This window comes from Janthinobacterium sp. (genome assembly GCF_031995485.1).
GTDB lineage: Bacteria > Pseudomonadota > Gammaproteobacteria > Burkholderiales > Burkholderiaceae_D > Janthinobacterium.
In genome coordinates, this window is sequence record NZ_DAMAGB010000007.1 from 21820 (window position 1) to 35419 (window position 13600).

The 13600-nt window shown below is 66.3% G+C and carries 8 protein-coding genes; 6 read left to right on the forward strand and 2 right to left on the reverse strand.

From position 1 onward, the window contains the following. Window positions 1-126: 126 nt before the first annotated feature. Window positions 127-891, forward strand: coding sequence for an exodeoxyribonuclease III (gene xth / locus RTQ46_RS07160; RefSeq protein ID WP_312435524.1), 765 nt, complete (start codon window positions 127-129; stop codon window positions 889-891). Here the strand turns inward: xth and RTQ46_RS07165 are convergent, their stop codons facing one another. Beyond that, a complete protein-coding gene (locus RTQ46_RS07165) occupies window positions 892-4557 on the reverse strand; it encodes an EAL domain-containing protein (RefSeq protein WP_312435526.1) in 3666 nt (1221 codons plus the stop codon). Window positions 4558-4775: 218 nt separating this feature from the next. Here RTQ46_RS07165 and prpR point away from each other — a divergent pair, with 218 nt between their 5' ends. The 5 genes from prpR to RTQ46_RS07190 all read left to right on the forward strand — a co-directional run bounded on the left by prpR (window position 4776) and on the right by RTQ46_RS07190 (window position 10144). Continuing rightward, a complete protein-coding gene (gene prpR / locus RTQ46_RS07170; RefSeq protein WP_312435528.1) occupies window positions 4776-6395 on the forward strand; it encodes a propionate catabolism operon regulatory protein PrpR in 1620 nt (539 codons plus the stop codon). Window positions 6396-6405: 10 nt separating this feature from the next. Beyond that, on the forward strand, window positions 6406-7335 hold the full coding sequence (locus RTQ46_RS07175; protein ID WP_312435529.1) for a phytanoyl-CoA dioxygenase family protein: 930 nt from the start codon (window positions 6406-6408) through the stop codon (window positions 7333-7335). 146 nt (window positions 7336-7481) lie between these two features. Then, entirely contained in the window at window positions 7482-8384 is a 903-nt protein-coding gene (locus RTQ46_RS07180) for an alpha/beta hydrolase (protein WP_312435531.1), read from the forward strand. Window positions 8385-8405: 21 nt separating this feature from the next. Then, window positions 8406-9440 carry a sensor histidine kinase gene (locus RTQ46_RS07185; protein WP_312435532.1) on the forward strand — a complete coding sequence of 345 codons (1035 nt, stop codon included), beginning with the start codon at window positions 8406-8408 and terminating at the stop codon, window positions 9438-9440. Continuing rightward, window positions 9437-10144: a LytTR family DNA-binding domain-containing protein gene (locus RTQ46_RS07190; RefSeq protein WP_312435533.1), complete on the forward strand. Its 708-nt coding sequence runs from the start codon at window positions 9437-9439 to the stop codon at window positions 10142-10144. Before RTQ46_RS07185 ends, RTQ46_RS07190 begins: the two co-directional genes overlap by 4 nt. Here RTQ46_RS07190 and RTQ46_RS07195 read toward each other — a convergent pair. Continuing rightward, window positions 10141-13488 carry a S41 family peptidase gene (locus tag RTQ46_RS07195; protein WP_312435534.1) on the reverse strand — a complete coding sequence of 1116 codons (3348 nt, stop codon included), beginning with the start codon at window positions 13486-13488 and terminating at the stop codon, window positions 10141-10143. The two genes, RTQ46_RS07190 and RTQ46_RS07195, sit on opposite strands and share 4 nt — an antisense overlap. Window positions 13489-13600: the final 112 nt, after the last annotated feature.

Below are 13600 nucleotides of genomic sequence, written 5' to 3' on the forward strand. Positions count from 1 at the left end.
TTTTTGAACCTTATCTTCCCGTAGGGCAAATAAACCACAGGCCGTCGCGGACGCGCTTGGCACGCCATGCACCACCATGCGGTAAGATTCGCCGCTATCGCCCCATCCCATTAAGGACTTGCTCTCATGAAATTAGCCACCTGGAACGTCAACTCGCTGAAAGTACGCCTGCCGCAAGTGCTGCAGTGGCTGGCCGATAACCCGGTCGACATCTTGTGCCTGCAGGAGACCAAACTGACGGATGACAAGTTTCCTGCCGCCGAGATCGAAGCGGCCGGCTACCAGGTAGTGTTCAGCGGCCAGAAAACCTATAACGGCGTGGCCATCCTGTCGAAATTGCCTGTCGAAGACGTAGTGAAGAACAATCCGCGCTATGAGGATGCGCAGCAGCGCATCCTGGCCGCCACCATCGGTGGCATGCGCGTGGTGTGCGCCTATGTGCCGAACGGCCAAAGCGTCGACTCGGACAAATATGAATACAAGCTGGGCTGGCTGGCCGCCCTGCACGACTGGCTGGCCGAGGAAGCGGCCGCGCATCCGCAGCTGGCCGTGGTGGGCGACTACAATATCGCGCCGGACGACCGCGACGTGCACGACCCGGTTGCCTGGGCCGGCCAGGTGCTGGTCTCGGACAAGGAACGCGCCGCCCTGCAGCGCCTGTTCGATCTCGGCCTGGCCGATTCCTTCCGCCTGTTCGAGCAGGCCGACAAATCGTTCAGCTGGTGGGACTACCGCCAGCTGGGCTTTCGCCTGAACAAGGGCCTGCGCATCGACCACATCCTGCTGTCGCCGGCACTGGCCGCGCGCTGCAGCGCCTGCGTGATCGACCGCGTGCCCCGCAAATGGGAACAGCCATCCGATCACGCCCCGGTGGTCGCGACTATCGATTAATCAATCGCGGCGCCGCTCCAGCAATACCTGCGCATTGGACACCGGCATCGGCGCCGAGAACAGGTAGCCCTGCGCATAGCGGCAGCCCTTCGCCTGCAGCAGCGCGAACTGCTGCTCCGTCTCCACGCCTTCGGCCACGGTCGACAGCTGCAGGCTGTCGGCCAGCGCGATGATGGCCGAGACGATGGCGCGGTCTTCGGCGCTGGTTTCCAGGTCCTTGATGAAGGCGCGGTCGATCTTGATTTTCTTGACGGGAAAGCGCTTCAGGTAGGCCAGGCTGGAATAGCCGGTGCCGAAATCATCGATCGACAGCCGCAGTCCCATGGCATTGATCTGGCGCAGGATCTCCAGCGTATGCTCGCCCTGCTGCATCAGCGCCGTCTCGGTGATTTCAAACTCCAGCAAGCCTGGCGCGATGCCGCTTTCGTCGATGATGGCGCCGATCGACGCCACCAGCCCCGTATGCATGAACTGGCGCGGCGACAGATTCACCGCCAGCGGCACCGGCTGCAGGCCCTGGCGCAGCCAGGCCATGCTTTGCTCGCACGCCTTGCGCATCACCCATTCGCCGACCGGCACGATCATGCCGTTCTCTTCCAGGATCGGGATGAAGCGGTCCGGCAGTACCAGGCCATGGCCGGGCCGGCGCCAGCGCAGCAGCACTTCCATGCCATGCAGCGTGCGCGTGGCGATGTCGATCACGGGCTGGTAATACAGTTCGAACTGGTCCTGCGCCAACGCCATGCGCAAGCTGCTTTCCAGGTCGAAGTGGATCGCCGCCGCCTGGTTCATCTTCTGCGTGAAGAACTGGTAGTTGTTGCGGCCATTCGCCTTGGCGTGATACATGGCCGCGTCGGCATGGCGCATCAGCGCGTCGACATCGTCGCCGTCGTCCGGGTACAGGCAGATGCCGATCGACGGCGTGATGTGCAGCACATGGCCTTCGAGCGGAAACGCCGGCGTCAATGACTCGATGATCTTGCAGGCCACCGTGCCCGCCTCGCCGGCGCCGCGCATGCCCGGCACCAGCACCACGAATTCATCACCGCCCAGGCGCGCCACCGTATCGCTGGCGCGCACCGCGCGGCACAGCCGGCCGGCCACTTCCTTGAGCAGGATGTCGCCCGTCATGTGACCGAGCGAATCGTTGATGTTCTTGAAGCGGTCCAAGTCGATGAACATCACGGCCAGCTTGCCCTTGCTGCGCTGCGACGCCAGCATGGCGCGTTCGAGCCGGTCGGCCAGCAGCGCGCGGTTGGGCAGGCCAGTCAGCGTGTCGTGGTAGGCCATGTGGTGCACGCGCGCCTCGGCCTGGCGCCGCTCGACGATCTCGCCCTGCAGCAGCGCATTGGCGCCGGCCAGTTCGGCGGTGCGCTCCTGCACCCGCAATTCGAGTTCGTCGCGCGCGCGGCGCACCGCTTCGCCGGCCTCGCGGCGCGCCGTCACATCGTCGACCAGCCATACCGAGCGGCCATGCGCGTGCGCCAGGTCGAACGGACGGCCCGACAGGCGCGCCCAGAAACGGCTGCCGTCCTTGCGCACCAGCTGGTACTCGGACATGTGCACGCGGCCCGCCTCGAAGTCGCGCGCCGTTTCGCCGCGCGCCGCCTTCCACGACGCCAGGTCCGGATACAGGGCCTGCACGGACAGGCCGTTGATGCCGCCCGGGCCATAGCCGAACAGCTCTTCCATCTTGCTGTTGGCGTGCAGGTTGAAGCCGTTCTCCACCACCGAGATGCCCAGCACGGCGCTGTCGAGGATGGCCTGGTTTTCCAGCAGCGCGTTGCGCAAGGACTCTTCCGCGCGCTTCGCTTCCGTGCGGTCCTCGATGATCCAGATGGTGCCGGCGGCCACGTCGGCCGGATCGACCAGGTAGGCGATCAGCTGGGCCCACAAAGTGCTGCCATCCTTGCGCTGCATTTCCACTTCGGTCTGGAATGGTTTGCCGACCGACAGGAAGGGAAACGCCGATGCGCCCAGCAACTCGTACGCATCCTGCGAGCGGTACAGCGCGCGGCCCGGCAGCCCCAGCGCCTCGTCGCCCTGGTAGCGGAACATTTCGGCAAAGCCCAGGTTGTAGCGCGTGATCAGGCGGTTCTTGGTAAACAGGATGCTGACCGAGGCGTTGGTCATGATGGCCGCCACCTCCATCTGCGACTGGCGGCTGGCGCTGACGTCTTCCAGGATCCAGATCGTGCCCTGTTCGCTGTGCTGCTGGTCGACTGCCTTGGCGCGGATGCGGCACCAGAACAGGCTGCCGTCGCGGCGCCGGAACAGCGTCTCGTCCTGCTCGTAGGGCAGGCCTTGCCCCAGCAGCGGCGACGCCTGCGCGCCGAATGCGGCATACGCTTCGGGCGACGGGAACAGCGCGCTGGCGGGCATGCCCGTCATCTCGTCCTGCGGGTAGCCGAACATCTCGGCAAAGCGCGGATTGCAGCGCAAGACCAGGCGCGAACGCGAGAACAGGATGCCGACCGAGGCATTGTCGAGGATCGCCTGCTGCTCGAGCATCAGCCGGCGCATCGCTTCCTCGGCCGCCTTCTGCGCGCTGCGGTCGTCGAAAATCCAGATCGTGTCCTGCAGCGTGCGCCCGTCGTGATGCTCGGCATGGATCACATAGCCGTACGCCAGCGCCCAGAAGGTGCTGCCGTCGCGCCGGCGCATTTCCATCTCGCCGCGAAACGGCGCACCTTGCTTGAGCAGCGGCACCGCCTGGCGCACCACGCTGTCGTAGGCCGCGTGCGTCGGATACAGCTCGGCCACCGGCAGGCCCACGCCGCTGTCGCCATCAAAACCGAAGCAGTCGGCAAAGCGCTGGTTGTAGCGCAGGATCGCCTTGTCGCGCTGGAAGCCGATCGCCAGCGGCGCATTGTCCATCACCGCCTGCATTTCCAGCATGGCGCGGCGCAGCTGGTCCTCGTCGCGCCGGTGGTCGCTGATGTCCTCGACGATCCACACCGTGCCGTCCTGCGTATTGAGCGGATCGACGGCGCGGCCATGCAGGCGGCTCCAGAACAGGCTGCCGTCGCGGCGCCGCAATTCAAGCTCGGTACGGAACGAGCGGCCGATCGACAGCAAGGGCCCCGCTTGCTGGCCCAGCGCGTCGTAATCGAGCTGCGAGCGGTACAGCGCCGCGCCCGGCATGCCGGTCAGCTGGTGGCGCGCATAGCCAAGCATTTCGGCGGCGCGGATATTGCACTCGTCGATCACGCCATCGCGCGAAAACAGGATGCCGACGGCGGCGCTTTCCAGGATCGCCTGCTGTTCCAGCAGCGACTTGCGCAGCGCCTGCTGGTCGCGCTGCTGCACGCTGATATCGGCAAACACCAGCGTGGCGCCGGCCAGCCCCGCACCGCCGGCCACCTGCAGCGGCTTGGCCCAGACCTGCACCGCGATGGGCGCATCGGCGCCCTGCAGACAGCTTTCCCACTGGCGCTCGCGCCCCGCCGGACCCAGCGCGGCGCGCAGCAGGCTGGTGCTCGAGGCGCGCCAGGCGTCGCTGAAGCAATCGGCCAGCAGCCGGCCCGACAGATCCATGCCCAGCAGGTCGGCCAGCGCGCCGTTGGCGGCCACCACCATGCCGCATGCGTCGCAGGCGCAGGCGGGCAAGGCGATCAGCTGCAGGGCCTCGGCAATGAAATCAGGACTGGTCGGAACGCGGTTCATGGATACCAAGGTTAAATGGACAGCAAGAATATGCATTCAGGCAACAAGAATGCTGACAGATCATAAACCAGTTTGCGTGCATTTTTTCATCTTGCGCACCATCGCGGTTGCCAAGTTGGTGCACGTCCACGCCATACAACAGACCACTTGCCGGTTTCACTATTGTTGCAAGATGGTTTCATTGCCAGCCGCTGAAACAAATGATTTACAATCGCCCCATGCGCCGCCCTTCCCTGCCCATGCTCGATCACCGCGACAAGCCCGTCATCTGGACCGTCTCGGTGTCGCGCCTGTTCGACCTGTTCCGCGACATCACGCTCGAATACGACGACCTGGCCACCATCGAACCGATCAACCTGGGCTTCGACGACGCCGTGCGCCATATCCGCGAGCGCATGGCCGTCGAGCGCTGCGACGCCGTGATCGCGGCCGGCTCCAACGGCGCCTACCTGAAAGGCCGGCTGTCGGTGCCAGTCATCATCGCCAAGGCCAGCGGCTACGACGTGATGCAGGCGCTGGCGCGCGCGCGGCGCATCTCGCCGCACATCGGCGTGGTGACCTACCAGGATCCGATGCCGGAACTGGCCGAATTTGCCGCCACCTTCGGCTTTCGCATCGCACAGCGCACCTATGCCACCGAAGAAGACGCGCGCGCGCAGATCAATGAACTCAAGGCCGCCGGCATCAAGGCGATCGTCGGCGCCGGCCTGGTAACCGACCTGGCCGAGGAAGCCGGGCTGGCAGCGGTCTTCGTGTATTCGGCCACGGCGATCCGGCGCGCCTTCGACGATGCGCTGGAACTGGCGCGCCTGACCCAGCTCGAAGCGAGCCGCGGCAAGCGCGCCAGCGGCGCCGAAGCGCAGCGCGCGCGCCACGGCCTGCACGACCTGCGCGGCGAGTCGGTCGCGATGGAAGCGCTGCGCCAGTCGGTACTGCTGTTCGGCAGGTCGCCGGCGACGGTGCTGATCCAGGGCGAGACCGGCAGCGGCAAGGAACTGGTGGCGCAGGCGATCCACCGCGAAAGCCCGCGCAGCCTGGGCGCCAACCGGCCGTTTGTCGCCATCAATTGCGGCGCCATCGCCGAGTCGCTGCTGGAATCGGAACTGTTCGGCCATGAAGACGGCGCCTTTACCGGCGCGCGCCGCGGCGGCCACGCGGGCCTGTTCGAAGCGGCCAACCACGGCACGCTGTTCCTGGACGAAATCGGCGAAATGCCGCTGGCACTGCAAACGCGCTTGCTGCGCGTGCTGGAAGAGCGCGAAGTGGTGCGCGTGGGCGGCACGCGGCCAATCCCGATTCAGGTGCGCATCATCAGCGCCACCCACTGCGACCTCGAGCAGCGCATCCGCGAAGGCCGCTTCAGGGCCGACCTGTTCTACCGCCTGGCCGTGCTGCGCCTGCGGCTGCCGGCACTGCGCGAACGCAGCGAGGACATCGTCGGCCTCACTGAATGGTCGCTGAAACAGGCGCTGGCGGCGCTGGGCGCGCGGCCGCAGCCGAACCTGCATGCGCAGATCCTCGCCTGCGCGCCGCTGCTGCGCCGCTACGGCTGGCCCGGCAATGTGCGCGAACTGCGCAACCTGAGCGAGCGGCTGGCGCTGTTCCTGGCGGCCGAACCGCTGCAGGCGCTGACGCCCGCCTTCATGCTGTCGTGCGCCCCCGAGCTGGGCGCGCACGACAGCGTACCCGGCCTGCCCTCCCTGCCGGCGGCCAGCCTGCCCGCGCCGGCAGAAAACGCGGCCGAAGTGCTGGCGCGCTTTGGCGGCCGGCGCGACGCTGCGGCGCAACACCTGGGCATCAGCCGTACCACCTTGTGGCGCCGGCTGCGCGCATCATGATGGTGAGGCCGTGACGGACGATATGCCATTGCTGCGCAGCCTGTGGCAGCGCAGCGCCGGACCGGCCGGCGATAACACCGGGGCTGCCACGCCGGCGCGGCATCAGCAGGAAATCAGGGCGCTGTACGCGCGCGGCATCTTCATGGACGATGCGCTGCAGTTCCTGTTCCACCAGCGGCCGTCGCTGGACGCCTTTCTGGCCTGGATCACGGCGCGCACGCGCGCGCGGCCAGCCCACGCGTTTGAGATCGTCGACGACGTGCTGTCCTTTGATGACCTGCAATTCTGGGAGCGCAACGGTTATGTGGTGCTGCGCGGCGCCGTGCCGAGCACCGAATGCGAGGCGGCCCGGGCGGCGATCTGGGACTACCTGGGCGCCAGCCTGGACGACCGCGCTTCCTGGTACCGGGCGCACCCGGGCAAGGTGGGCTTCATGCTGCAGTTTTCCGATCATCCTGCGCTGGAAACCATCCGCCACCAGCCGCGCATCCGGCGCGCCTACCAGCAGCTGTATCGCAGCGAGGCGATTTATCCGACCATCGACAAGGTCAGCTTCAATCCGCCGCAAGCCAGGGACGCCTGTTTCACGGGCAGCCCGCTGCACTGGGATACCAGCCTGGCCTTGCCGATACCGTTCAAGCTGCAAGGCCTGCTGTACCTGAGCGACTGCGCCGCCAGCCATGGCGCGTTTCACTGCGTGCCGGGCTTCCAGCACCGCCTCGCCGACTGGCTGGCGACGGTGCCGCCCGGCCACAATCCGCGCGAGTGGGCGCCGCAGCAGCTGCGGCCGGTGGCAGTGCCGGGCCAGGCCGGCGACTTCATTATCTGGCACCAGGCCCTGCCCCATTGCGCCACGCCCAACCTTGGCGACCTGCCAAGAATGGTGCAATACCTCAGCTACCATGCCGACGATGGCGTGGACCAGGAAGAGTGGGTCTGAGGCAGGCAGGCTTGATCTGTTGAACATCGATGTGCCATTCATCCGCCGCTGCAACCGTTCATCATGCCCTGGTATCGCTGCGACAGCGCGATGGCTACCATCTCCCTGCTGATTTGCTTATTCATTCATCCCCTCAGGAGATCGCCATGACACACCGCTTGCTGCACCACTGCGCCACCCTGTTCGCCACGTTTGCCATGGCCGTTGCCAGCCATGCCGCCCAGGCCGCCCCGGTTTCCACACACCCGGCTTTCCAGGTCGCAGTTACCGGCCAGGGTGCGCCCGTGATCCTGATCCCCGGCCTGGCCTCGTCGGGCGAGGTGTGGCAAGGCACGGTGGCGCGCCTGTGCGGCGCGGCTGCACGCCCACAGCGCCAGTGCCATGTCTTGAACCTGGCCGGTTTTGCCGGCGTGCCGAAGGTCGAGGGCGACCTGCTGGCGCAGGCCGAAACGCAGCTGGCTGGCTATATCCGCGAGCAGCAGATGGAAAAACCGGCCATCGTCGGCCACAGCCTGGGAGGTTTCCTGGCCCTGAAACTGGCGATCGACCATCCGCAGCAGGCGGGCAAACTGGTGATCGTCGACGCGCTGCCGGCGCTGGGCGCCACGCAGTTGCCCAGCATCACGAAAGAGCAGCTGCAGGGCATGGCGGCGCAGATGCGCAGCGCCATGCGCGCCCAGGATGACGCCAGCTTTGCCGCCAACCAGCAGCGCAGCGTCGCCGGCATGGCCAGCAAGCCCGAAGACGTGGCGCGCATTCTCGACTGGGGCAAGCGTTCTGACCGCAACAGCGTGGCCGACGCCATGGCCAGCTTGATGGGCACCGATCTGCGCCAGGATGTGGCGCGCATCGCCTCCCCCACGCTGGTGCTCGGTACCTGGATCGCCTACAAGGACTATGCGCCGCGCGCCGCCACCGAAGCCGTGTTCCGCAGCCAGTACCAGCAGCTGCCGGGCGTGCAGATCGTCATGGCCGAGACGGCGCGCCACTTCATCATGTACGATGATCCCGACTGGATGTATGGCCAGATCGAACAATTCCTCAAATAAGAAGCTGACCTTTGCGCCGCCATGACACCGAAGCCGCCCCTGCTTGCCCGCCTGAACTGGTACTGGATCTTCCAGTTCACGGGCTGGAATATCGCCGCCGTGCTGGCGCTGCTGAGCCTGAGTTTTGCGCCCGTCACCTGGCCCGTGATCGGCGTGTGCTGGTGGGGCGCCACCAGCGGCCTGCTGCTGTCGATGGCCTGGCGGCGCGTGCTGCGCCGGCGCGGCTGGATCAACGGCCGCTTTGCCTGGCAATACGTGCTGCCATCTCTGGCGCTGATGACGCTGGTGCAGTGCGTGCTGGCCGGATTGGGCTATGCCGTGCTGCAGCCGTTCGGCCCCGTCACCAGCCTGCGCTGGCTGCCGTCGGCGCTGATCTCGTGGTTCGGCATCTTCCTGGTCTGGACCGTGCTCTATTCGATGATCCAGTCGCTGCGCCGCGCCAGCCGTTTCGAGGCCGAGACGCTGCGCCTGGAAGTGCTGGCCAAGGACGCCGAACTGCGCGCGCTGCAGGCGCAGGTCAACCCGCACTTCTTCTTCAACAGTCTCAATAGCGTGCGCGCGCTGATCTATGAAAACCAGGACGCCGCCGCCAATATGGTCGACCAGCTGGCCGCGCTGATGCGCCATGCGCTGCAGTCCGGCGCGCACGATACCGTGCCGCTGGCCGACGAATGGCAGGCCGTGCAGGCCTACCTGGCGATCGAGGCGATCCGCTTTGAAGAGCGGCTGCGCGTGACGATGGAGATCGAGGTGGGACTGGACACCGTGCGCATCCCGCCAATGGCGCTGCAGACGCTGGTGGAAAACGCCGTCAAGCACGGCGTGGAACCGAGCCTGGCGGGCAGCGATATCCACATCAGCGCCACCCGCCACGACGGCCTGGTACGCATCGCGGTCAGCAATACCGGAGTGCTGCGCACGCAGTCCGGCTCGACCCGGGTCGGATTGAACAATGCCCGCAAGCGCCTGGCGCTGGCGCTCGGCACCCGGGCCACGCTGGCGCTGGACCAGCACGGCGGCTGCGTGCATGCCGTGTTGCAGTTGCCGCAGCCATGACGGTCCTGCGCGTGCTGCTGGTCGATGACGAGCGCCTGGCGCGCGCCGAGCTGCGCCGCCTGCTGAAAATGCATCCCGAGGTGGAAATCGTCGGCGAAGCGGCCAGCGCCGCCGAGGCGATGGCGCAGATCGCCGTGCTTGCGCCCGACCTGCTGCTGCTCGACGTGCAGATGCCGGGCGGCTCCGGCTTCGACCTGCTCGGCGCGCTGGAGCAGGCGCCCGACGTCATCTTCTGCACCGCCTACGACCAGTATGCGCTGCAGGCGTTTGAAGTGAGCGCGCTCGACTATCTGCAGAAACCGGTGCAGGCATCGCGCCTGGCCACGGCACTGGCGCGCGCCGGCGCGCGCGTGCAGGCCACGGCGACGTCAGATTCCGCGCGCAAGATCTTTATCAAGGATGGCGAGCGCTGCTGGTTCGTGGCGCTGGCCGACATCGTGCTGTTCGAATCGGAAGGCAATTACGCGCGCGTGTACTTCGGGACGGAACAGCCATTGATGCTGCGTACGCTGAACCAGCTGGAAGAACGGCTGCCGCCCGGCCAGTTCTTCCGCGCCAACCGGCGCCAGATCGTCAGCCTGGCGCATGTCACCACGGTGGCGGAAAACGCGGCGGACGGCCTCGATCTGGTCCTGGCCAACGGCGCGCTGGTGGAAGTATCGCGCCGCCGCGCGCAGCAGTTCCGGGCCGCCGCCAGTCTCTAGCGCTTGAGCGCCGGTATCGGCTGCGCCTGGAACTGGCGCAGCGGCTGCTCCCTGAGTTTTTTGGCCAGCATCTCCAGCGCCACTTCCAGCTGGCGGTCGGTGCCTTCGAACGTGGCGTGCGGCGGGTTTTCCACTTCCACGTCGGGCACCACGCCCACGCCTTCGATCAGCCATTGGCCGTCCGGGCCGAACTGGCCGTTTTCGGCCACGCGCGCCATGCCGTTGTCCGACAATCTCGTGTTGTCGCTGAGCCAGACGCCGGCGCCGGCCGTGCGCTTGCCCACCAGCGGCGCCAGTTTCAGGGCCTTGACGCCGGCCGCAAACGTCTCGCCGTCGGAATAGGTCAGCTCGTCGACCAGCACCACCAGGTGGCCGCGGAAGGTGTTCTGCATGTTCGACGACGGCTGCACGCCCGGCGGCGCCCAGTACGCCCAGGCCTTGCGCAGCAGTTTTTCAATGATCCAGCTATCGATATTGCCGCCGTTATTGCGGCGCACGTCGATAATCAGGCCATCGCGGTTCAGATTGGCGTAGAAGTCGCGCGCGAACGAGGCGATATCGCGCGCACCCATCGCCCGCAAATGCAGGTAGCCGATGCGTCCCTGCGAGCTGGCCGCCACCTGTTCCGCGCGGCTCAGCTCCCAGTCGCCATAGCGCAGCGCCGTCTGTTTCACCATGTCGACCGGCGTGACGATCACGGCACGCGGCGCGGCATTGCCCCGCCTGACCTGCAGCAGCACCTGCTTGCCGGCCTGGTTCAGCAGCAGGTCGCTGATATCGCGCGCACCCAGGGCGTCCTTGCCATTGACGGCCGTGATCACGTCGCCCTCTTTCACGTCCACCTCGGGGCGCGACAGCGGCGCACGCTCGGACGGCAGTTCCGGCTCGCTGCGGTAGATATGCTCGACCACATAGCCGTCCCTGCCACGCGCCAGCACGGCGCCCAGGCCGGCCGGCGTGCCTTCCTGCTCCGTGCGGCGCAATTCGCCGGGACGGATCTGCGAATGCAGCGCGCCCACTTCGGCCACCATCATGCCCAGCACGTCATTGAGTTCGGCGCGGTCGGTCACGCGCTCGACCAGCGGCGCATACTTGGCGCGTGCGGCCGTCCAGTCCACGCCGCGCATCTTCGCGTCGTACAAGAAGTCCCGGTGCAAGCGCCAGGCGTCGTTGAACATCTGCTTCCATTCCAGGCGAGGATTCGACACGAACGTCCAGTCGTCGACTTTCACCCTGGCTTTCGTCAGGTCGGCCGGCAGTTTCGCGCCCGCCTCGATCACCAGCATCTCGCCGGGCCCGGTGGCCGCGGCCGTCCGGTAGTACAAGTGTTTTTTATCCTGCGCCAGGTCGAATTCGCGCACATTCGACGCCAGCAGTTCGGGCTTGGAGCCGGTGTTGCCGATCGCCAGGGTCTTCAGGCTGGACTTGTTGTCCGCGCTGTCGCGCTCCAGGAAATACAGGCGCTTGTCGTCGAGGGCCAGCGCCGTGTAGTTGCCGGGCGCCAGCGGCACTTCATACAGGCGCGCGGCCAGGCCTTTGGTGATGATCGCCGGCAAGGTGGCCGGCGATTTCTTCTGGGCCGCCTTGCCGCCCCCCGCTTTTTCCAGTGCTTTTTCGGCTGCCAGTTCGGCCGCCTTTTCATCATCCGTTTCCGGCGGTTTCACGCCCGGGCGGCTCAGCTCATCGTCGGGCTGGAACGGAAAACGATTGCCCGGCTGCAGCGCCAGCGCATACACGCCGACCCGCTTGTCGAATACGGGACCCATGTTGCGGTCGCCCCAAGGCGAGCCATTGGCCAGCTGGAAATTGCGGGCCGACAAAAAATACAGCCAGCGGCCATCGGGCGAAAACATGGGCGAACCGGACATGTAGCGGTCGCTGGTGACAAACACCAGTTCCTTGCTGGCCAGGTTGTACAGGCCGATCTGCTCGCGCTGCTCGTTGCTGGCCACGCGCACCAGCGCCAGGTTGCGGCTGTCGGGCGACCATTGCACTTCATCGTGCTTGTCGACGCCGGCCTTGCCCGCGTCGTCGATCAGCTCATTGGCCTTGGTAGCCAGGTTGAGCAGCCAGAAGCGGCCCTTCTTGTCGCTGTGCGCCAGGTAGCGACCGTCCGGCGACGGATACAGTTTCCAGCGGTGGCTGTCGCCCTCGGTGGTGAGACGCTCGCCGGGGCCGGACCCATCGGCGGCGTAGCGCCAGATCTCGTTTTCGCCGCTGGTGTCGACTATCGCAAACACGGATTTTTCATCGCTGCTGAAGACGGCGTCGCGCGCACGGGCGCCTTCGGGAATCGCGATATCGACGCGCCGCTGGCTGCCCGTGCCGGCGATGCTGACACGGCCGCGCGCGGTCAGGATAATGCGTTCGTCCTTGCCGGACAGCTGCACGTTCGACAGGGTATCCAATGGCGAGCGCACCTGGCGCGCGCGCTGCTGGTCGAAGTCCGACACCAGCGTGATCGGCAGCGGCGGCGATGCCGCGGCGCCGCTTGCCAGGTCCAGCACATGCAGGTCGGCCCCCAGCTGGTAGACGATCCTGCCATCGCCCAGCGCGGCATTGCGCACATCCCATTGCGTGTGCTGCGTCAATGCGCGGCGGTCGGTACCGTCCGGCAGCATGCTCCACAGATTGTCGCTGCCGTTTTCGTCACTGATGTAATACACGCGGCCCTGCCCCCACATGGGGCGCTTGTTGTTGCCGTCGGCCGCCGCGTCCATATGCAGGGGCACGGCTTCGCTCTTGCCATCGAGGTCGTAGCGCCACATCCGGGCGTGCGCGCCGCCGCGGTAGTTGCGCACATTGTCGTTGGTGACGGCCAGGCCGAAACGCGTGAAGAACAGCGTCTTGCCCGCATCGTCAAGCACGGCATCGTTGGCGTCGGCGACGGGAAACACGCGCCGGGTGAGCTTGACGGGATCGATCGCGGCGACCACGCGGCGCGAGGCGGGACCATCGGTGTTTTGCGTGCTGACCAGTACTTCGCCCTGCGCCGTCCAGCCCAGCACCAGCACGCCGCCATTGTCGTACGAAATGCGGCGCGGCAAGCCACCCGCCAGCGGCATCACATACGCGTCCTGCGCCCCTTCATACGAAGCGGAAAACGCCAGCCACTGGCCATCGCGCGAAATCGCCGCATTGGTTTCATAGCCGGCATGGGTGGTCAGGCGCTGGGCGGGACCGCCCTGCACGCTGCTTTTCCACAAGTCGCCTTCGGCGGTAAACACCACGGTGTCGCCGCGTACGGCAGGGAAACGGAAATAGCTGGAGGCAGCCTGGGCGCAGGCGCTGCCCAGCAGGCCGGCGGACAACAGCAGCAGGGAGAGAGGTCGGGAAAGGTTCATATGGGCATCCAGATAGCGGTCGGGCGGCATGGACATCGTGTCGATACCGGACAACAATTCTGGCATAAAGCGCCCCGAAGAAAAGCTTCTTTATTGCCCACATGAACGTAAA

Coding starts and splice junctions, on each gene's coding strand:
- RTQ46_RS07180 (WP_312435531.1), top strand. CDS start 7,482: ATGACACACCGCTTGCTGCACCACTGCGCCACCCTGTTCGCCACGTTT.
- prpR (WP_312435528.1), top strand. CDS start 4,776: ATGCGCCGCCCTTCCCTGCCCATGCTCGATCACCGCGACAAGCCCGTC.
- RTQ46_RS07165 (WP_312435526.1), bottom strand. CDS start 4,557: ATGAACCGCGTTCCGACCAGTCCTGATTTCATTGCCGAGGCCCTGCAG.
- RTQ46_RS07190 (WP_312435533.1), top strand. CDS start 9,437: ATGACGGTCCTGCGCGTGCTGCTGGTCGATGACGAGCGCCTGGCGCGC.
- RTQ46_RS07195 (WP_312435534.1), bottom strand. CDS start 13,488: ATGAACCTTTCCCGACCTCTCTCCCTGCTGCTGTTGTCCGCCGGCCTG.
- RTQ46_RS07185 (WP_312435532.1), top strand. CDS start 8,406: ATGACACCGAAGCCGCCCCTGCTTGCCCGCCTGAACTGGTACTGGATC.
- xth (WP_312435524.1), top strand. CDS start 127: ATGAAATTAGCCACCTGGAACGTCAACTCGCTGAAAGTACGCCTGCCG.